The sequence below is a fragment of the Variovorax sp. DXTD-1 genome (assembly GCF_003984625.1).
Lineage (GTDB): Bacteria > Pseudomonadota > Gammaproteobacteria > Burkholderiales > Burkholderiaceae_C > Variovorax.
In genome coordinates this window covers 33,364-52,735 of sequence record NZ_RWKH01000005.1, presented here as the reverse complement: position 1 = coordinate 52,735, position 19,372 = coordinate 33,364, and the positions used below count along the sequence as shown (strand labels likewise).

The 19,372-nt window shown below is 66.6% G+C and carries 21 protein-coding genes; 13 read left to right on the top strand and 8 right to left on the bottom strand.

Annotated elements, in window-relative coordinates; translation table 11 throughout:
• Positions 1 to 88 precede the first annotated feature (88 nt).
• From EJI00_RS06130 to EJI00_RS06125, 3 genes are read right to left on the bottom strand one after another with little or no spacing between them, the layout of a single operon-like run.
• Positions 89 to 976 carry a transglutaminase-like domain-containing protein gene (locus tag EJI00_RS06130; RefSeq protein ID WP_126746583.1) on the bottom strand — a complete coding sequence of 296 codons (888 nt, stop codon included), beginning with the start codon at positions 974 to 976 and terminating at the stop codon, positions 89 to 91.
• 36 nt (positions 977 to 1,012) lie between these two features.
• On the bottom strand, positions 1,013 to 1,159 hold the full coding sequence (locus EJI00_RS25035) for a hypothetical protein (RefSeq protein ID WP_185868076.1): 147 nt from the start codon (positions 1,157 to 1,159) through the stop codon (positions 1,013 to 1,015).
• Positions 1,159 to 1,344: a DUF1328 domain-containing protein gene (locus EJI00_RS06125; protein WP_126746582.1), complete on the bottom strand. Its 186-nt coding sequence runs from the start codon at positions 1,342 to 1,344 to the stop codon at positions 1,159 to 1,161. The genes EJI00_RS25035 and EJI00_RS06125 overlap by 1 nt, the downstream gene beginning before the upstream one ends.
• A 178-nt stretch (positions 1,345 to 1,522) precedes the next feature.
• On the opposite strand from EJI00_RS06125, the gene gstA reads away from it, so the two are divergent.
• From gstA to EJI00_RS06100, 5 genes are all read left to right on the top strand, one after another.
• A complete protein-coding gene (gene gstA / locus EJI00_RS06120) occupies positions 1,523 to 2,131 on the top strand; it encodes a glutathione transferase GstA (RefSeq protein ID WP_126746581.1) in 609 nt (202 codons plus the stop codon).
• 145 nt (positions 2,132 to 2,276) lie between these two features.
• Positions 2,277 to 3,062, top strand: coding sequence for an enoyl-CoA hydratase-related protein (locus EJI00_RS06115; RefSeq protein WP_126746580.1), 786 nt, complete (start codon positions 2,277 to 2,279; stop codon positions 3,060 to 3,062).
• Positions 3,059 to 4,912, top strand: coding sequence for an acyclic terpene utilization AtuA family protein (locus tag EJI00_RS06110; protein WP_126746579.1), 1,854 nt, complete (start codon positions 3,059 to 3,061; stop codon positions 4,910 to 4,912). Before EJI00_RS06115 ends, EJI00_RS06110 begins: the two co-directional genes overlap by 4 nt.
• A 103-nt stretch (positions 4,913 to 5,015) precedes the next feature.
• Positions 5,016 to 6,119, top strand: coding sequence for an alkene reductase (locus EJI00_RS06105; RefSeq protein WP_126746578.1), 1,104 nt, complete (start codon positions 5,016 to 5,018; stop codon positions 6,117 to 6,119).
• Positions 6,120 to 6,193: 74 nt separating this feature from the next.
• Positions 6,194 to 6,679 (top strand): RidA family protein, encoded by a 486-nt coding sequence (locus EJI00_RS06100; protein ID WP_126746577.1) that lies wholly within the window; start codon positions 6,194 to 6,196, stop codon positions 6,677 to 6,679.
• A gap of 10 nt (positions 6,680 to 6,689) precedes the next feature.
• Here EJI00_RS06100 and EJI00_RS06095 read toward each other — a convergent pair whose 3' ends face one another.
• Entirely contained in the window at positions 6,690 to 8,147 is a 1,458-nt protein-coding gene (locus EJI00_RS06095) for a sensor histidine kinase (protein ID WP_260590472.1), read from the bottom strand.
• A complete protein-coding gene (locus EJI00_RS06090; protein ID WP_126746576.1) occupies positions 8,144 to 8,833 on the bottom strand; it encodes a response regulator transcription factor in 690 nt (229 codons plus the stop codon). The genes EJI00_RS06095 and EJI00_RS06090 overlap by 4 nt, the downstream gene beginning before the upstream one ends.
• A gap of 83 nt (positions 8,834 to 8,916) precedes the next feature.
• Here EJI00_RS06090 and EJI00_RS06085 point away from each other — a divergent pair, with 83 nt between their 5' ends.
• The 4 genes from EJI00_RS06085 to EJI00_RS06070 all read left to right on the top strand — a co-directional run bounded on the left by EJI00_RS06085 (position 8,917) and on the right by EJI00_RS06070 (position 11,905).
• Positions 8,917 to 9,765: an alpha/beta hydrolase gene (locus EJI00_RS06085; RefSeq protein ID WP_126746575.1), complete on the top strand. Its 849-nt coding sequence runs from the start codon at positions 8,917 to 8,919 to the stop codon at positions 9,763 to 9,765.
• Positions 9,766 to 9,777: 12 nt separating this feature from the next.
• The gene (locus EJI00_RS06080) at positions 9,778 to 10,068 is read left to right on the top strand and encodes an acyl carrier protein (protein WP_126746574.1); all 291 of its coding nucleotides are present in this window, start codon (positions 9,778 to 9,780) and stop codon (positions 10,066 to 10,068) included.
• Positions 10,065 to 11,333 carry a beta-ketoacyl-[acyl-carrier-protein] synthase family protein gene (locus EJI00_RS06075; RefSeq protein WP_185868081.1) on the top strand — a complete coding sequence of 423 codons (1,269 nt, stop codon included), beginning with the start codon at positions 10,065 to 10,067 and terminating at the stop codon, positions 11,331 to 11,333. Before EJI00_RS06080 ends, EJI00_RS06075 begins: the two co-directional genes overlap by 4 nt.
• An 89-nt stretch (positions 11,334 to 11,422) precedes the next feature.
• On the top strand, positions 11,423 to 11,905 hold the full coding sequence (locus tag EJI00_RS06070; protein WP_126746573.1) for a GNAT family N-acetyltransferase: 483 nt from the start codon (positions 11,423 to 11,425) through the stop codon (positions 11,903 to 11,905).
• A gap of 25 nt (positions 11,906 to 11,930) precedes the next feature.
• Here EJI00_RS06070 and EJI00_RS06065 read toward each other — a convergent pair whose 3' ends face one another.
• Positions 11,931 to 14,171 (bottom strand): heavy metal translocating P-type ATPase, encoded by a 2,241-nt coding sequence (locus EJI00_RS06065; RefSeq protein ID WP_126746572.1) that lies wholly within the window; start codon positions 14,169 to 14,171, stop codon positions 11,931 to 11,933.
• Between the two features lie 133 nt (positions 14,172 to 14,304).
• Here EJI00_RS06065 and EJI00_RS06060 point away from each other — a divergent pair, with 133 nt between their 5' ends.
• Complete coding sequence (locus EJI00_RS06060) at positions 14,305 to 14,499, top strand: heavy-metal-associated domain-containing protein (protein ID WP_126746571.1); 195 nt, start codon at positions 14,305 to 14,307, stop codon at positions 14,497 to 14,499.
• Complete coding sequence (gene cueR / locus EJI00_RS06055) at positions 14,496 to 14,903, top strand: Cu(I)-responsive transcriptional regulator (RefSeq protein ID WP_126746570.1); 408 nt, start codon at positions 14,496 to 14,498, stop codon at positions 14,901 to 14,903. Before EJI00_RS06060 ends, cueR begins: the two co-directional genes overlap by 4 nt.
• Positions 14,904 to 14,920: 17 nt before the next feature.
• On the opposite strand, the gene EJI00_RS06050 is transcribed toward cueR, so the two are convergent.
• A complete protein-coding gene (locus EJI00_RS06050) occupies positions 14,921 to 15,883 on the bottom strand; it encodes a YcjF family protein (protein ID WP_126746569.1) in 963 nt (320 codons plus the stop codon).
• 565 nt (positions 15,884 to 16,448) lie between these two features.
• Between EJI00_RS06050 and creB the strand changes: the two genes are divergently transcribed.
• Both creB and creC read left to right on the top strand, forming a co-directional pair.
• Positions 16,449 to 17,231 (top strand): two-component system response regulator CreB, encoded by a 783-nt coding sequence (gene creB / locus EJI00_RS06045; RefSeq protein WP_126746568.1) that lies wholly within the window; start codon positions 16,449 to 16,451, stop codon positions 17,229 to 17,231.
• Positions 17,228 to 18,670, top strand: coding sequence for a two-component system sensor histidine kinase CreC (creC, locus tag EJI00_RS06040; RefSeq protein WP_126746567.1), 1,443 nt, complete (start codon positions 17,228 to 17,230; stop codon positions 18,668 to 18,670). The genes creB and creC overlap by 4 nt, the downstream gene beginning before the upstream one ends.
• Positions 18,671 to 18,689: 19 nt before the next feature.
• On the opposite strand, the gene EJI00_RS06035 is transcribed toward creC, so the two are convergent.
• Entirely contained in the window at positions 18,690 to 19,295 is a 606-nt protein-coding gene (locus EJI00_RS06035; RefSeq protein WP_126746566.1) for a hypothetical protein, read from the bottom strand.
• Between the last annotated feature and the right edge of the window lie 77 nt (positions 19,296 to 19,372).

The following is a 19,372-nucleotide window of genomic DNA, read 5'->3' as shown; positions in this document are numbered from 1 at the left end:
CCCGGAATGGGGGCAACGTGGTTAATTGCCCTAAAATAACACGTAAGTGCTATCCATTTGATAGCACTACAACAGGGCTGTATCAGGCCTAATCCGCTGCGGCGGCCAGTTCCACGACAGGCACCGGCTTTTCGATGCCCACCAGCGCGCCCGTGGGCTCGGGCTCGGCCGGCGGCGCCACGCTCTCGTCCTGCAGCTCGCGAATCACAAGCGTCTTGCCCGTCATGGCCACGGCGCCGAATATGGTGCAGAAGGCCACGTCCTTGGCGTCGCGCCCGGTGCCCACCCGCACCAGCCGGTCGACCGGCGCCATGCGCGTAGGGTCGAACAGCACCCACCGTCCGCCAAGCCAGGCTTCGAAGACGGCATGGAAATCCTGCGGCGGTTCGTCGAACCACACGTAGCCCACCACCAGCCGCGCCGGAATGTTCAGCGCGCGGCAGAAGGTAATGCCCAGGTGTGCAAAGTCGCGGCACACCCCCGCGCGCTCCACGAACACTTCGCGTGCGGTCGTCGTCGAGTCGCTGCTGCCTGGCTCATAGGTGATGCTGTCGTGAATCCAGTCGACGATGGCCTGCACCCGGCCGATGCCCGGCGCAAGATCGCCGAAGAGCTGCTGCGCGCAACGCGACATCAGGTCCGACTCGCAGTAGCGCGACGGCATCATGTAGTGGAGGATTTCGTTCGGCACCTCGTTGACCGGCACCTCCCGCAGATCGAGCGGCACGTCGACCTGCCTGCGTTGCACGGTCGCCTTGTAGCGGATCTTCAAGGGGCCAGGCTGCGCATCGAAGCGCACGAAGCGATTGCCGCTCGACTCGTCGCAGTACACCTGCACCTCGGTCGGCGGCTCGATGGTCAGCGCTTCGCTGATCACGGCTTGCGAGCCCGCCTGTGCGGCCTCGATGTTGAGTTGCATGTGCGCGGGCGCGCTGACTTCGTAGCCGAGTTCCGCCTCGATGTGGGAGATGTGCATGCGCGCCTTGGGTGGTTTGTTGTTGTCGATCGGGGTTCAGGCGCGTCGGCGGCGCGAGCGGTGCTCGGGAAGCTGCCAGTGCGTTTGCGTCACCAGCAGCACCCGCATCACGCGGTGGGCCGGGCTCTGCAGCAGTACGCCGAGCGGACGCGCGCGCGGCCACCGCGGAACAATCCCGTGCATCAATCGATTGCCTTTTTGACCGCCCCGATTCCCAACGCCGCGAGAACCACGAAGATCACCGCCAGCACCAGGAACAGGCCGAACAGCAGCTTGGCAATACCGGCCGCGCCGGCCGCAACGCCGCCGAAGCCCAGGACACCGGCCACCAGCGAAATGACCGCAAAGATGATTGCGTACTTCAACATCTGAAACTCCTTGTGGTGGGCCACCCCACCGTTGCGGCGAGCTTAGAAAGGGCTCGCCGCCGCACCGATAGTCGGCGCGCGCGAGCAGCCGTAGGACAAAACGCGCATCGTGAAACCCGCTAGCATGCAGGCAGTCCAAAGATTTTTTCGCTATCCACATCCTTCGGAGATTCCTCGCATGAAGCTGTATTACTCGCCCGGCGCCTGCTCGCTCTCGCCCCACATCGCGCTGCACGAAGCCGGCCTCGCCTTCGAACCCGTGCTGGCCAGCACCAAGAGCCACAAGCTGCAGGACGGCACCGACTACTACGGCATCAACCCGCTGGGCTATGTGCCGCTGCTCGAGCTCGACGACGGCACGCGCCTGCGCGAAGGTCCGGCCATCGTCCAATACATTGCCGATCTCGCGCCCACCAAGAACCTCGCGCCGGCCGCCGGCACGCTGCAGCGCTATCGCCTGCAGGAGTGGCTGACCTTCATCGGCACCGAAATGCACAAGGGCTACAGCCCGCTGCTCAACTCGGCGATGCCTGAAGAAGCCAAGACCATCTTCAAGGACAAGCTCAAGTCGCGCTACCAGTGGCTCGACGGCCAGCTCGCCGACAAGCAGTACCTCATGGGCGACCACTTCACCGTGGCCGACGGCTACCTGTTCACCGTGACCAACTGGACCAAGCCCACCGGCGTCGACATTTCGGACTTCGCCAATGTGCAGGCATGGCACGCGCGCGTTGCTGCCCGCCCCGCCGTTCAGGAGGCGATGAAGGCCGAAGGCCTGCTGAAGTAAGAAGAAGCGCTGTGAACGCGCCTGCAAGCGGTCCGGTCCTCTAGGGAAAACCCGGGCCGCTTCAGCCACAAGCCGCATGTTGCGGCTTTTTTTTCGGGCCACGCTAGAGGTCGAATTGCAGACCTTGCAGCGAAGGACCCGAACGATGGCCGAAGCCCCTTCAGCCCCAGAACTGCGCGAGGAGATGCGCGGGCCCGTGATGTGGCTCACCATCGACCGCGAGGAGCGCCGGAACGCCATCAGCGCGGGCGTGCTCTCGGCAATGTCGAATGCACTGGCGCGCGCCAACCAGGATCGCGCGGTGCGCGCCGTCGTCATCACCGGCAGCGGCACGCGTGCCTTCTGCGCCGGTGCTGATCTGCAAAGCGGCACCTCCTCCTTCAAGTTCGACTATGCGGAGCCCTATCAGGGCTTTGCGAACCTCTTTCGCCAGGCGCGCCAATCGACCGTGCCGTTGATCGCGCGCGTCAACGGCGCCTGCATGGCGGGCGGCATGGGGATCATGGGCATGTGCGACATGGCCGTGACCAGCAGCCAAGCCGTGTTTGGGTTGCCCGAGGTCAAGGTCGGCCTCTTTCCCGCGCAGGTGCTCAGCGTCGTCGGCAACCTGCTGCCGCGGCGCGTGCTGGCCGAGATGTGCATCACCGGCGAACCGATCACCGCTGCACAGGCGCTGGAGTACCGGCTCGTCAACCACGTGAGCGACGACCTCGATGCAAGCATCGAGTGGCTGCTTGGCCGCCTGCTCGACAAGTCGCCCGCCGCCATACGGCGCGGCCTGTACACCATGAAGAAGATCGAAGCGATGGCCTTCGAGGAATCGATGGCGTTCACCGAAAGCCAGATCGGCCTCTTCGCCCTGACGGAAGACGCGGCGGAGGGCCAGCTCGCCTTTCGCGAGAAGCGCAAGCCGCAGTGGAGCGGCCGATGAACCGCGTCGTGCGCATCGGCGGTGCCTCGGGCTTCTGGGGCGACAGCAGCGTGGGCGCGCCGCAGCTCGTGGCCAGCGGGCAGATCGACTACCTGGTGTTCGACTACCTGGCCGAGCTCACCATGTCGATCCTCGCGGGTGCGCGGCTCAAGAAGCCGGAGCTCGGCTACGCCACCGACTTCGTCTCGGTTGCGATGAAGGCGGTGCTGAAGGACGTTGTGCAGCAAGGCATCCGCGTGGTGAGCAACGCAGGCGGCGTCAATCCGCAGGGCTGCGCCGATGCGCTGGCCGCACTCGCCGCCGAGCAAGGCATTGCATTGAAGATCGCCGTGGTGAGCGGCGACGACGTCTTGCCGCTGCTGCCGCAGCTTCGGCAGCAACAACCCGCGGTGCGCGAACTGCAAAGCGGCGCACCGCTGCCGGAGCGCGTGCTCACGGCCAATGCCTATCTCGGCGCAAGGCCCATCCAGGCCGCACTCGATGCGGGCGCGCAAGTGGTCATCACCGGCCGGTGCGTCGACTCCGCCGTGACGCTCGGCGTGCTGATGCACGAGTTCGGCTGGCAGCCCGGCGAGCACGATCTGCTCGCGGCCGGCAGCCTTGCCGGCCACATCATCGAATGCGGCTGCCAGGCCACGGGCGGCCTGCACACCGACTGGGACACCGTGCCCGACTGGCCGAACATCGGCTACCCGATCGTCGAGTGCCATGCCGACGGCCGCTTTGTCGTCACCAAGCCCGCGGGCACCGGCGGCAAGGTGACGCCGGCGGTGGTGGGCGAGCAGATGCTGTATGAAATCGGCGACCCCTCGGCCTACCTGCTGCCCGACGTGGTGGCGGACTTCACGCAGGTACGCATCGAACAGGCCGGCGAACACCGCGTGCGCGTGCAAGGCGCGCGCGGCCGCCCGCCCACTGCAAGCTACAAGGTGTGCGCCACTTATGTGGATGGATTCAAGGCCGCGTCGCAGCTCACCATCGTCGGCTTCGATGCGGTGGCCAAGGCGCAACGCACCGGCGAGGCGATCCTCGCGCGCACGAGCACGCTGTTTGCGCAACATGGCTTTGGTCCATACAGCGGTACGCAACTCGAAGTGCTTGGCGCGGAGTCTTGCTACGGTCCGCACGCGCGCGCGATGCAAACGCGCGAGGCCGTGCTCCGGATTGCGGTCACGCACTCGCGCAAGGAAGCGCTGGAGCTCTTCGCGCGCGAGGTGGCTCCGGCCGGCACTTCGTGGGCGCCGGGCACCACGGGCGCTGGTGGGGGGCGCTCGCCGGTGTCGCCGTCCATTCGCCAGTACGCGTTCCTGCTCGACAAGTCGAAGGTCGAAGCGGTGATGACGCTCGGCGGGCAGCACATCGAAGTGCCGTTCGACGCGGGGCCTGCTGCCGACGAAGAGACGTTCTCGCCGATGCCGCCAACGAGCATTGCCGAACCGCAGCCTGCATCCTTTGGCGCCGACGCCGACGCCGATGCCGACACCGTCGAAGTCCCGCTCATCCGCGTCGCTTGGGCGCGCAGCGGCGACAAGGGCGACACCTCCAACATCGGCGTCATCGCGCGCCACCCTGCCCTGCTGCCGCTGCTGCGCGAGCAACTGACCGAAGCGCGCGTGGCCGAATGGCTCGCGCACCTGGTCAAGGGACCTGTCACGCGCTACGAAGTGCCAGGCATCGGCGCCTTCAACTTCGTCTGCGAACAGGCGCTGGGCGGCGGCGGCATGGCATCGCTGCGCAACGATGCACTCGGCAAGGGCATGGGACAGATCCTGCTCGCAATGCTGATGCGCGTGGGTGTCGAGCGGCTCGCACTGCTGAAGGCAGAACCCCGGCAAATAGAGCCGGGCTGAGCGCCTAGCAGCAAACGGGCAACCGTGCCGCAGCAGGGTTGGCCGCGCAGGCTTAGCCTCGCGGCCTCTGTCCCACTCTTTCCGGCCATCTCCGGTTCACGCAATGCCCTCTCTCTTCGACCCCGTAAAAGCCGGCGACCTGCAGCTCGCCAACCGCATCGTGATGGCACCGCTCACGCGCAACCGCTCGCCGAATGCCATTCCGACCGAGATGGCCGCCACCTACTACGCGCAGCGCGCCTCGGCCGGCTTGCTCATCACCGAGGCCACCGCCATCAGCCACCAGGGCCAGGGCTATGCCGACGTGCCGGGCCTCTACGGCACCGAACAGCTCGACGGATGGAAGCGCGTGACCGACGCGGTGCACGCCAAGGGCGGCAAGATCGTGGTGCAGCTCTGGCATGTGGGCCGCGTGTCGCACACAGAACTCCAACCCGACGGCGGCAAGCCCGTCGCACCCTCGGCCATCACCGCCAAGACGAAGACCGTGCTCATCAAGGGCGGCGTGCCGACCTTCGTCGAAACCTCCGAGCCGCGCGCGCTCGACGCCGAAGAGCTGCCCGGCATCGTCCACGCCTACGCCGCTGCCGCGCGCAACGCGGTGGAAACCGCCGGCTTCGACGGCGTGGAACTGCATGGCGCCAACGGCTACCTTCTCGACCAGTTCCTGAAAGACGGCAGCAACAAGCGCACCGACGACTACGGCGGCAGCATCGAGAACCGCGCCCGCCTGCTGCTCGAAGCCACGCGCGCCGTGGTCGATGCGGTCGGCGACGGCAAGACCGGCATTCGCCTGTCGCCCGTCACGCCCGCCAACGACGTGCACGATTCCGATCCACAGCCCCTCTTCACCTATGTGGTGAAGCAGCTCGCGCCGTTGGGCCTGGCCTACATCCACATCATCGAAGGCGCCACCGGCGGCCCGCGCGAAATCGAAGACCGTCCGTTCGACTACGAGGCACTCAAGGCCGCCTATCGCCAGGCCGGCGGCAAGGGCGCATGGATGGTCAACAACGGCTACGACAAACCGCTGGCCGACGAAGCCGTCAAGGAGGGCGACGACCTCGTTGCCTTCGGCAAGCCCTTCATCGCCAACCCCGACCTGGTGCGCCGCCTGCGCGAGAACGCACCGCTCAATGAAGTGGACAAGGCCACGATGTACGGCGGCGGCGCCAAGGGCTACACGGACTATCCGACGCTCGCCTGAGTTCGCAAGGCGGCGCGACGCCATGGCAAGATGCGGCGGCACATTTGACCCGCCGCACAAAAGAGAGAAACGCCATGGCCCGCATCGAACAGCGACTCGCAACCCTCGGCCTCGTGCTGCCGCCGCCGGTCTCGCCGCCGCCCGGCGTGGTGCTGCCCTTCAGCTTCGTGCGCATCGTCGGCCGCCGCGCGTTCATCTCCGGCCACGGCCCGCTCAACCCCGACGGCACCATTGCCGCGCCGCTCGGCAAGCTGGGCCGCGAACTGACGGTGGAACAAGGCTACGCATCGGCACGGCTGACGGCCTTGGCGATGCTGGGCAGCCTGCAGCGCGCATTCGGCGACCTGGACCGCATCACCGCGTGGACGCGCGTGTTCGGCATGGTGGCCTCGGCACCGGGTTTCGACAAGCAGCCCGCCGTCATCAACGGCTTCTCGGACCTCGTGCTCGAACTCTTCGGTCCCAACGTCGGTGCGCATGCGCGCAGCGCCGTGGGCATGGCGGAGCTTCCGTTCAACATCCCGGTCGAGATCGAAGGCGAAGTGGAATTCGAGGCTTGACGCCGGAGCGCTACGCGGCCGGGCCGGACACCCCGCCCGGCGCACTGCCGTCGTAGTCGTCCTGCAGCGGACGGTGATGAATCTCAGCGAAAGTCACGCTCACCCGCAATCCCGTTGGCTCGGCCGCATCGAGCCGCAGCTCGGCGCCGAGCAGCTCCGCGTAGCGCGCCACGATCGAAAGGCCCAGCCCCGAGCCCTGCCCCAGCTTCTGGCCCGCCGGGCCTTGCGCCCAGCGCTGCATCAGGTCGCGCTGCGCCTCGAGCGGAATGCCCGGGCCGTCGTCGATCACGCTCAGGGTGCGGCCCGCCAGCTCGACGGTGATGGTGCGCCCGCCGTAGCGCAGCGCGTTGTCGATCAGGTTGTCGAGAATCCCCTCGACCAATGCTTCGTTCGCCAGCACCGTCACGCGCTCGTCGAGGCCTCGCGCGCCCAGGTCGACACCGCGCGTGTCGGCGCGGGCCAGGTGCCGCAGCACGGTTTGTTCGGCGAGCACGTCCAGCCGCACCGGTTCTCGCGCAAGGCCGGTGCGCGCTTCGTCGGCCAGGGCCAGCGCCAGCAGCTGGTCGATGAGATGGCTCGCGCGGGCCTGCCTTTCGGCCACGCGCGCAAGCTGCTCGCGCCACACTTTGGAGTCGGGCTGCGCAAGGCCGTATTCGGCCAGGGCGCGAATGCCGGCGAGCGGCGTGCGCAACTCGTGCGCCACATTGCCCACGAACTCGCGCTGCGCGCGCACGCTGTGGTTCAACCGCTCGAACAGTGCGTTGACCGCATTGCCCAGGCGTTGCACTTCGCGCGAGGTTTCGACCACCGCCACCGGTGAAAGGTCGTACACGTCGCGGCGGTCGAGCGCCTGCTGGAGCTCGCCGAGCGGACGCAAATCGCGCCGGATGCCACGCCAGAGCCATACGGCAAGCAGCACCAGCAGCAATGCTTGCGGCGTGAGCGCGAAACCGAGCAGCTGCCGCACCAGCGCCGCGCGGCTGAGCGTGGTCTGCGCAATGATCACGCGATACGGCATGAGCAGGCCGGGATCGGCGTCGTGATCGAGCACCACGGCGCGCAGCACCTTGCCGCCATGGTTCACGTCCGAGAAGCGATAGCGCGCGCCCTCCGCCGGCAGCGGCGCGTTCAAGCCCGCCTGGCCCGAGATCAATGTGCCGTCCATCCGCTGCACCGCGAAGTACACCTGGTCCACCTGGTCGAACAGCACCGTGGCCACTTCGCGCGGCGACAGCAGCAGCTCGATGCCCCGCTCTCCCGCCTGCACGTTGGCCGAGAGCGCATAGGCGTCGTCCAGCATGCTGCGGTCGAAGGCCTGCTCGGCAAAGTAGTTGGCAATGACCAGCGCGATCACCGCGCCCAGCATCCAGGTGAGCGCCAAAGGCACCAGCACGTTGCGCAGTACGCGGCGCGTGAGCGAAGGCGCGGCCTTCTGCCGGCGCGGCGCGGCGGGTGCGGTGCGGCTCACACTTCGGCTTCGAGCAGGTAGCCGATGCCGCGCAGCGTGCGAATGCCCGCACCCGAGCCGACCAGCTTCTTGCGCAGCCGCGAGATGAAGGCCTCCAGCGCGTTGTCGCCCAGCGATTCGTCGAAGCTCGACAGCTTGTCGGACAGCGCCCGCTTGCTCACCGTGCGGCCGGGGGGGCTCATCAGCTCCCACAGCACTTCGAACTCGCGCGCCGGCAGGTCGAGCGGCCCGTTCGCGGTCGAAAAGCGGCGCGCCTTGCGATCGAGCTTGAGGTGCCCGAGCAGCACGATGTCCTCGGTGCCCTTGGCGCGGCGCACGAGCGCGCGCAGGCGTGCCTCCACTTCCGCGAGGTCGAAGGGCTTGCCCAAATAGTCGTCGGCACCGGCGTCGAGGCCCGCGATGCGTTCTTCGGTGCGGCCCCGCGCCGTGAGCACCAGCACCGGCGTGCGGTCGCCTCGCGCGCGTGCCTGGCGCAGGGCGGTCAAGCCGCTTGCCAGGCCGCTCGTGGGGCTTGCCGTGGCCGGCAGGTTCAGGTCGAGCAGCACCGCGTCGAAAGGCTGCACGCGCCAGAGGTGGTCGGCATCCTCGACGTTGGTCGATACGTCGACCCGATGGCCGGCATCCGCAAGGCTGCGCAGCATCACGTCGCGCAGTACGGCATCGTCTTCGACAAGCAGGATTCGCATGGTGTGTGTAGTGGGTTGAGAAGCCTATTCTTGCGCGAAGGAGGGTCAGCGGCCCGTCAGTGCCTACCGGCGATAAACGCGCCATGAGCATACGACAGCAACCCGCAGCGCGCCGCACGGCCATCGTGCTGCTGCATGGTTTATGCAGCACACCTGACGAGCTCCTGACCGTGCAATCGGCCCTGCGCGGCAGCGGGTATCCGGTGCATCCGATGCGCGTCGACGGCTACTCCTTCGATGCCGCCGCGCCGGTGCAGCATGCCGCGCCCTACGAGCACTGGCTCGACACTATCGAAGCGCAGGTCAGGATGCTGCGTGCGCAGCATGAGCGTGTGATGCTGGTCGGCATCTCGGCCGGTTCGTCGCTTGCGCTCGGCGCGGCCATCCGCTGTGGCAGCGATGTCGACGCGCTGGTGCTGATGTCGACCACGCTGCGCTTCGACGGCTGGGCCATTCCGCGCACGCACATGTTGCTTCCGCTGGCGCTGTACACCCCGCTCGGCAGGCTCTGGCAGTACCGGGAGCGCCCACCCTACGGTGTGAAGAACGAACGCGTGCGCGCCTGGATCGAGCGCGAACTGCGCCAGCGCAAGGTATCGAGTGCCGGCAGCGCGCTGATCGGCGTTGGTCACCTGCGCGAGCACGACCGGCTGATCCGCCATGTGAAGCGCAACCTTCGCCGCGTGCAGTGCGCGAGCGTGCTCGCGCTGCATGCGCGGCAGGACGAAGTGGCCAGCGTGGCCAACCTCGACATCCTCGCGCGGGGCCTGCGCTGCAAGGCATTTCGCAGCGTGGTGCTGCCCGACAGCTACCACATGATCACGATCGACAACGACCGCAACCAGGTGGTGCGCGAAACGGTCGCTTTTGCCGATGCCGTGGCACACGGCTTGCCAGTCGCTTCGTCCACCCGCAGCAGCTTTCTCGCCTGAAAGAAACCTTTCATGTCCTCTTCCCTGTCTTCACTGATCTTCAACAACATCACCGCCATCCTGGTGAGCAAGTTCGACGTCGAGCGAACGGCCATCGCGCCCGGCACGGCCTTGTCCGAGCTCGGCCTCGACTCGCTCGGGCTGATGGAATTCGTCTTCGCGGTGGAAGACGCTTTCCATCTGCGCCTTCCTGAAGACCGGCTCGATCCGCGAGAAGCGGGCATCACGCTCCAGAGCCTGTGCGGCGCGATCGAAGAGCAGATCAGGTGCGACGCCGAGTCGCCGGCGGCCGTGCACGCGTGAGCAACGGCAAGGCCCGTTCAATCCAGCCGGCCGGTGCGCCGGTGTACGTCACGGGTCTGGGCTTTGTCACACCACTCGGGCGCACGGTCCGCACCTTCGACGATGCGCTCTTCAATGCACGTTCGGCAGTGCGTGCGCGAACGCTTTGCATCGAAGGTCTCGATCCGATGGAACTTGCCGTTGCCGCCTGCGAGTTCGACGCGGCCGAGGTGCGCAGCAACTCGCGCCTGCCGCTCGACCGCGGCACCGCAATGGCGCTCGCGGCCGCGCACGACGCCGCTGCAGAGGCCGGGCTCGACGCCGGCAGCGTCGATCCCACGCGCCTCGGCATCTTCTGGGGCAGCGGCCTGGCCGGCGCAGGCACCTTCGACGACACCACGCAGGCGCTCTACGCCGAGCAGCGCCGCATGCGGCCCACGACGGTGCTCACCGTCATGCCCAATGCGGCGGTGGCGGAGCTCGCATTGCAGTTCGGCGCGCAAGGCGCCGCGATTGCATACGCCTGCGCCTGCGCTTCTTCGGCGGTGGCCATCGGTGAAGCGATGCGCGCCATCCGCGGCGGCTGGATCGACGTGGCCATTGCTGGCGGACACGATGCGATGCTCACGCCGGGCGTGATGGCCAGCTGGCACGCAATGCGCGTGACCGCGCCCTTGCCGCCCGGTGCGCCCGAAAGCGCCTGCAGGCCTTTCTCGGGCGACCGCGCGGGCTTTGCGCTGGGCGAGGGAGCCGCCGCGCTGGTGCTCGAATCGGGAGTGCATGCACTGGCAAGCGGCGCGGCCGACGACACGACGCCCGCCCTGACCGGCTATGCGACCAGCTGCGACGCCGCGCACATCACCAACCCCAACGCCGCCGGCCAGGTGCGCGCCGTGCGGGCGGCATTGCACGACGCCGGCATCGAGGCTTCGCAGGTCGGCCACATCAATGCGCACGGCACCGCCACCCGGGCAGGCGACGCCGCGGAAGCCGCTTCCATCCTCGAGGTGTTCGGCAATGCCACGCCGGTGAGCGCCACCAAGGCCATCCACGGCCATGTGCTCGGCGGAGGCGGTGCAATCGAACTCGTGGCCGCATTGCGCGCGTTGGCGCGCGGCATGCTTCCGCCCACCGCCAACCTGCGCGTGCCCGATGCGGCTTTCGACCTCGACCTGGTGCGAGGCGATGCGCGCGAAGCCGGGGATCTGCGCCATGTGCTTTCCAACTCGTTCGCATTCGGCGGCACCAACGCGGTACTGATTGCTTCCCGTGGCGGGCATCGCTGAAGAGCGGAGCGCTTCAACGCGGCATGCGAGGTCTGCTCCGGACTCGGTATGCTAGCGGCCTCATCCGCATCCGCAGGCACCCGGTCACCATGCGCAGGCTCGCAACACCTCACGATCTCGAAGCGGTCTTCACCATCTACATGCACGAGCGTGTCGTGCCCTTTCTCGGCTACGACCCGATGCCGCTGGACGAATTTCGCGCCATCTACAAAGAGCTGGTCGACAGCCGCTGCTTCTACATCTATGAAGACGGCGGCCGCGTGGCCGGCTTCTATCGTGCGACGCGCTACGCCGGTCGTGTGCGGCACGTGGCCTGCTTCGGCACGCTGGCGGTCGATCCGGCGCTGCACGGCAAGGGCATCGCCCACGCAATGGTGAGCGATGCTATCGCGCACCTCAAGGCCGACGGCGTGAAGCGCATCGAGCTTTATGTAGAAAGCGACAACGCACCGGGGCTGCGCTTCTACAAGAAGCTGGGCTTCGAATGCGAAGGCACGCTGCGCAAGTTCTACAAGCGAGCCGGTGAAGCCGAGTACATCGACGACCAGTTGCTCGCACTGCTGATCGACTGAAGCACCAGCAGCAAGCGCCGAAGCCTCAAGGCTTCCAGCGCCGCAACAGCAGCGCATTGGCCATCACGCTGACGCTCGACAGCGCCATGGCCGCACCCGCCACCACGGGGCTCAGCAGCCCGAACGCCGCGAGCGGAATGCCGGCCACGTTGTAGGCAAAGGCCCAGAAGAGGTTCTGCCTGATCTTTGCCACCGTGCGTGCGGAAAGGTCGAGTGCCTGCGCCACCAGTGCCAGGTCGCCGCGCATCAGCGTGATGCCCGCGGCTTCCATGGCCACGTCGGTACCGCCGCCCGAAGGCGCCATTGCAATGCCCACATCGGCCGCGGCCAATGCAGGTGCATCGTTGGCGCCGTCGCCGACCATCGCGACCACGTGGCCGTCGTTACGCAGTGCACTGACCTGCGCCGCCTTGTCGGCCGGCAGAACGTCGGCGCGCACATCCGCGGCGGCAATGCCCAGCCGCGCCGCCATGGCTTGCGCGGCACGCTCGTTGTCGCCCGAGATCATCACCACGCGCAGGCCCCGTGCACGCAATGTGCGAACCGCCTGCGCAGCCTCGGCCTTCGGTTCGTCGGCAAAGGCCAATAGCGCCTGTATCTGCGCAGCACCCGCCGCATCGAAGCGCAGCAGCGCCGACACGGTGGCGCCCCGCGCATGCAGGCGCTCGAGCTGCGCCACGTCGGGAACAACGCCCAGCTCGGCGCACCAGCGCAGGCTTGCGATGGCCCAGTTTTCGCCATTCACTTCACCGCGCACGCCGCGGCCCGGCATTGCCTGCATGGTTCCCAGGGCCGGCACCTGCAAGCCGCGCTGCGCCGCAGCCGCCGATACGGCACGCGCGAGCGGATGTTCGCTGCCGCTTTGCAAGCTGGCTGCCGTTGCCAGCAGTCCGGCTTCATCGCCAAGGTCTCCCTCGGGAATGAGCGCGGTCAGCACCGGACGACCCAGGGTCAACGTGCCGGTCTTGTCGAAAGCCACGGTATCGACCTTGTGCGCGAGTTCCAGCGCGCGCGCATCCTTGATGAGAATGCCGCGTCGCGCCGCCACACCGGTGCCGGCCATCACCGCGACGGGCGTCGCCAGACCCAGCGCACAAGGACACGCAATGACCAGCACGGCCACCGCGTGGATCATTGCAATCTCGATGCCGGCGCCCGCAAGCAGCCAGCCCGCGAGCGTGGCCAGCGCAATCAACAGCACCACGGGCACGAACACGGCCGCGACCTGGTCGACCAGCCGCTGGATCGGCGCCTTCGCGGCCTGCGCGTCCTCGACCAGGCGGATGATGCGCGCCAGCACGCTTTCGGCACCCACCGCGCTCACTTCGACGATCATGCGGCCGTCGCCGTTGACGGCACCGCCGGTCAGTGCATCGCCGGGACCCTTGGCCACTGGCAGCGGCTCGCCGGTGAGCATCGATTCGTCGACTTCGGAGCGGCCTTCGATCACACGTGCATCGGCCGGCACGCGCTCGCCCGGCCGCACTGCAAGTTGGTCACCCACCATCACTTCGGCCAGTGGCACATCGGTTTCACCGCGCTGGCCGACGAGGTGCGCAATTTCGGGCCGCAGTTGCTGCAGCGTGCGAATGGCGGATGTCGCCTGCCGCTTGGCGCGCGCCTCCAGCCACTTTCCGAGCAGTACCAGCGTGATCACCACGGCCGACGCCTCGAAGTAGAGGTGAGGCGCGGCACCATGCCCCGCATGCTCGCCCGTGGCTGCGCGCCACCAGAGCCAGAGCGACAAACCGAAGGCCGCGCTGGTGCCGAGCGCCACCAGCAGATCCATGTTGCCGGTGCGGGCCTTTGCGGCATGCCAGCCCGCGCGATAGAACCGCGCGCCGAGCCAGAACTGCACCGGCCCCGCCAGCAGCAACTGCACCCACGGCGGAAGCATCCAGTCCTGGCCGAAGGATTGCCCCAGCATCGGCGCCAGCAACGGTATCGAGAGCAACAGGCCGATACCCACGGGACCGAAGCCGTGCCAGGGCGATACCGCCGCGGCTTCGTCGGCCGCATTGCCGGCCACGCGTGGCTCGTAGCCCGCGGCGCGTACGGCGCGGCGCAGGCGGGCATCCATGTCTTCGCCATCGGCCGCCACCACACGGGCCGATTCGGTGGCGAGGTTCACGCTCACGTCCTGCACGCCGGGCACGCTCTTGAGCGCGCGCTCCACGCGCATCACGCACGAAGCGCAGGTCATGCCGCCGACAGAAAGATCCAGGGTGCTCATGGGGTTCAAGGGGTAGTGCTGCAGATTGTCCATGCACCGAAGGTAAAGTCTCACATCATGGCAAGGTCAAGCCGAAAGCACAGTGCCCCTGCGCTGGACATTGACATCGTGAGAGGGTTCAAACTGGCGGCTTCCTTGATTCAACTTCCCAACAGGAGCAACAAAGATGAGCCAGAAATTCCAGGTCTCGGGCATGAGCTGCGGCCATTGCGTGAGCGCGGTGCAGAACGCGGTGCAAACCATCGACCCCAAGGCGCAGGTGACGGTGGATCTTGAAACCGGCCATGTCGACGTGCTGAGCACGCAGCCGCGGCAGGACATCGTCGCCGCGATCGAGAACGCCGGGTACAAGGTGCAATGAGCAACAGCTTCGGAACCGTCTCCATCGGCGAGGCCGCAAGGCTTTCGGGGGTTTCCGCGCGCATGGTGCGGCACTACGAAGGCCTGGGTCTCCTGCCCGCGGTGCCGCGCACCGAAAGCGGCTACCGGCAGTACGGCGATGCCGACATCCACACCCTGCGCTTCATCAAGCGTTCGCGCGATCTTGGTTTTTCGATGGAAGAAATTGCCGAGCTCGTCGGGCTGTGGCACAACCGCCGGCGTACCAGCTCGAGCGTGAAGCGCGTGGCGCAGAAGCACCTGGACGAACTGGAGCAGCGCATCGCCGACATGCAGTCGATGCGCAGCACCCTCGCGCACCTGGTGCATTGCTGCCATGGCGACGCGCGCCCCGACTGCCCCATCCTGGACGACCTCGCGAAATAGGTCGTCCTGGAAAATACTCAGGCTCCTCTTACGAGCGACAGCACTTTTTCAGCGTCGAGCGTGCGGGCTTTTTCCTGGATGGCGGGCAGGTATTGGGTCTGCAGGCCCTTGCCTTCCTGCATCACGCCGGCGAAGGCGTCCTTCAGCATTTGCGTGGAGAGCGTGCGGCCGCCGGCGTAGTAGCGCTTGGCCACGTGTCCCAGCGCATAGGTCGATGCGAAGCTCATGCCCGAGCTCACCGCCTGGTTGCCGAGGCCGCGCAACATGCCGCCGCCCATCTTGCCGAGCAGGCCGCCGAGCAGCTTGCGCCCGGCCTGCTCCAGGTACTGCGAAGTCAGGCCCACGCCGACCGTCGCCAGAAAATCCTTCACGTGGCCGCTGTCGAGCTCGTAGCCATGAGCCTTGCCGATGCGGTAGACCAGCTTCATCTGCAGCGGGATGATCGCCATGGTCGAAAGCGTTTCCGGCAGCAGTTCGAGCGCGCCGTTGAGGATGGCCGCGTTGAGAATCGATTTATCGAGCTCGGCGCTATCGGGCAATTGCGCGGCGACGGCTCCGGCCGTGGGCACGGGCGCCGCTGCCGCTGCGGCACTGGTGGCGGCCACCGGAACCGCGGCAATTTCCTCTGCCTGGCGCGAGAACTGGGCAGCCGAGGCATCGAGACCCAGCGAGGTGCGCACGTCGGCCAGGAACATGCGCTCCGCTTCCGATTGCGTGCCGTCCGCATCGCACACGCACACCGCCATTTCATAAGCCAGTTGCTTCGATTCCGTGCTTTGCAGTTCGCTCGCCACCGAAGCCAGCGAGACGCGCTTCATCAGCACGTCCTGGTAGAGCGTGGGCAGGTTCACGCCGTCCGCTTGCGAAAGGCCTTCGGCAATGCGCTTGATTTCCGCGCGTTCGCGCTCGTGCTTTTCGCCGTCGACAAAGGCGGACAAGAGGCTGAGGGTCACGATGGCCTTGGTTTCGGTAGGTGTCACGTTGGAAATTCCGCTGGTTGAAGGACAAAGTTCGTGCGGCGCCGCGCGCGAAGGTTCCGCTGCGGTTCTCCCCACAAAGCTTGGGCAACTCTGTGGATAACACTCGCACTTCTTTGTAGGAGAAAGCTAAGTGTTTGATTTGCAAGGCAAATCTACAGTCTGCCTAAATAAGCGGCAATGAATTTCTTGCGCCGGAAACCGTCTTTCGCAGAATTCCGGAACCCTGTCAAAGGACAACTCTGGGGAGAGTTCTGGCACAAGCATGCGGTTATCCACAGGGCGGTCGCGCCGGCCAATGTTGTTCCTTTTGGCGCGACAGCACGGAAGCGCGGCTGCGCACAGTGACAGAGGTGTGACAAGTGACTGTCACACAAGGAAAAAAGCGGCATGTCCACAGACAGGTGCGACCCTTATCTACTACTACTAATTTGAATAAGAGAGATAAGAAGAAGATACAGAGCCAACGCCGCGCCCGAAAAAAAACCGTGAAAGGCCGCGCCGTGTCCTTGGCGCCACGCCGCAAAGCCAGCCTCGCCGGGCGGCGCCCCCTCGCTAACATCCGGGGATGAGTTTCAAACCCCGGATCCTGATCGCCGAAGACGAATCGGGCATTGCCGACACGCTGCAATACGTCCTGAAGAGCGATGGCTTCACGCCGGTGTGGTGCGCAACGGCCGAGGAAGCCATCGCGCAGTTCGCACAGGAGCCGCCGGCGCTGGCCATACTGGACGTTGGCTTGCCCGACCTCAACGGATTCGAGCTCTTCAAGCGCCTGCGCGCGCTGAACCAGTCGCAGGGCGGCGCCGAAGTGCCGATGCTGTTTCTCACCGCGAGAAGCGATGAAATCGACCGTGTGGTCGGGCTGGAACTCGGTGCCGACGACTACATTGCCAAGCCCTTTTCACCGCGTGAACTGGTGGCGCGGGTTCGCACCATCCTGCGGCGCAGCGCGCGCGGGGCCCCTGGAGGCCCTGCGGCAGCAAACAACGGGGGTCCCCCTCAAAATTCGGGTGCGGCGGCTCCTGCGAGCTCCCAGCCACCCGCAACGCCGTTTGCGCTGGACAACGAGCGCATGCAAATCCGCTACTACGGGCGGTTGCTCGAGCTCTCGCGCTACGAATACGGCCTGCTGCGGCTCCTGGTGCAGCGGCCGGGGCGTGTTTTCACGCGCGACGAGTTGCTGCAGCTGGTCTGGGACGATGCGAGCGACAGCTTCGACCGCACGGTCGACGCGCACGTGAAAACGTTGCGCGCCAAGCTCAAGGCCGTGGCGCCCGATGTGGAGCCGATCCGCACGCTGCGCGGCACCGGCTACGCGTTGAACGAAGAATTGCCCCAGACGCCGTGAGCCGCCGCACGCGGATTTTTATCGGCATCCTGCTGATCTACACGGCAGGCATCGCATTCCTGCTCTACCGCGTGGTGTCCGACATCGATCCGCGCTACCGCGAATCGGCCGAAGAGTCGCTGGTCGAAACCTCGCAACTCCTTGCCAGCCTGGTCGAGCAGGACGTGATCGCGGGCGCCATCAACACCGCGCGGCTCGAGCCGCTGTTCCGCTCCGTGTACGCACGCGAGTTCTCGGCCCAGATCTACAACCTGCACAAGAACCGGGTCGAACTGCGCGTGTACGTGACCGACCGCAACGGCCGCGTGATGTTCGATTCGCTCGGCAGGCACCTGGGCGCCGACTATTCGCAGTGGAGCGACGTGAACCGCACGCTCGCCGGGCTGTACGGCGCGCGCACCTCGCGCGATGTCGACGGCGACCCGCGCACCTCGGTGATGTACGTGGGCGCGCCGATCCGCTGGAACAACGAAATCGTCGGCATGGTCAGTGTCGGCAAGCCGGTGCAGAGCTTCGGCCAGTTCGTGGAAGACGCGCGCGCCCGCACCCTGTGGGTGGGCGTGGGCTCGGGCCTGGCGCTGCTGCTGCTTGCGGTGATCGTCTCGGTCTGGCTGGTGCGGCCCTTCGGGCTGATTTCGGACTACTGGCGCTGGGTGCGCGCGCAGCGCACCTTGAGCCTTTCGCGCATGGCGCGGCGCGCGGTCGATGCGGTGCGCACCGGCTTCAGCGAAATGCGCGATGCGCTCACCGGCCGCAACTACGTGGCCGACTACGTGCAGACCTTCACGCACGAAGTGAAGAGCCCGCTCTCGGCGATTCGCGGCGCGGCCGAGCTGCTGCAGGAACCCTCGATGCCGCATGCGGAGCGCGAGCGCTTCCTGAAGAACATCGAGCGCGAAACGCAGCGCATCCAGGAAATCGTCGACCGCATGATGGAGCTCACCGCGCTGGAAACCCGCCACGGGCTCGACCGCACGGAGCCCGTGGCGCTGGCTTCGCTGATCGAGGACATCGCCATCAGCGCGCAGCCCGCGGCGGCCAAGCGCAACATCGGCGTGCGCGTGAACATCCGCACCGAGGCCGGCACCGAGGGCGATCCGTTCCTGCTGCGGCGCGCCATCAGCAACCTGCTCGACAACGCCCTCGATTTTTCACCGGAGGGCAGCGAGGTGCTGCTCACCCTGGAGACCACCTCGAAGCTTGCGCGCGTGACGGTGCGCGACCGCGGCCCGGGCATTCCGGACTACGCACAGGAAAAAGTCTTTCAGAAGTTCTATTCGCTGGCGCGGCCGCACAGCCAGAAAAAGAGCACCGGGCTCGGGCTGGCCTTCGTGAAAGAGATTGCCGCGCTGCACCGCGGACGCATCGAACTCGGCAATGCGGCCCGCGGCGGCGCGGTGGCCACGCTCACGCTGCCGCTTCTGTCGTCACATCACTGAGCAGAGGCTGCGGTGTGGGTTACCGGCCGATGAGCACGCCGTATGCCCTGCGCGTTCCGGGGCTCACCGCATCGAGCAGTTGCTCGTACGAGGTCTTGTGGCGCGCCAGCATGCGCGCCGACGCCACGGTTTTCGATTTGCAGAACCAGTGGCAGGTGTGCTGCATCAAGAACAGCTCGGCCGACATGGTGAAGGCCTTGGCCTTCGGCGTGCGGCCCGATTCATTGCGCATCACTTCGGCAATGCCGCGCGCATGGATCACAAGCGCTTCCCGCAGGTCGAAGGTGGCGGCCGGGAACAGCTGGTGCGCGAAGGGAACGGCCAACGGCAGCTTGCTCACGCGTGCATCCGCCGCATCGACGCGTGCGAACTCGGCCGCAAAGCTGTCGAACTGGGCCGAGAGCTTTTCCTCGGTGGAATCGAGCAGGCTCCAGATCTGCTGGCGCCGCTCGGCGTCGTCTTCGCCGAGGCAGCGCAGGTACCCCTCGGTGAGGGTCTCCATCAAGTTTTCGATCTGGTACTTGCCGAGATGGCTTCCGAGCAGCGCGATGCGCCGGCGCTGGTCCCTGGACTTGAGGATGTAGGCGCCGATGACGAGCAACGTCACCAGGGTAAGAATTTCCATGAGAGCGTGGAGAAGGTGAAGCGAAAGGCAGCACCGAGTGTAGAGACCCGGAACCGCTCCGCTTCATCCCGTCTTCA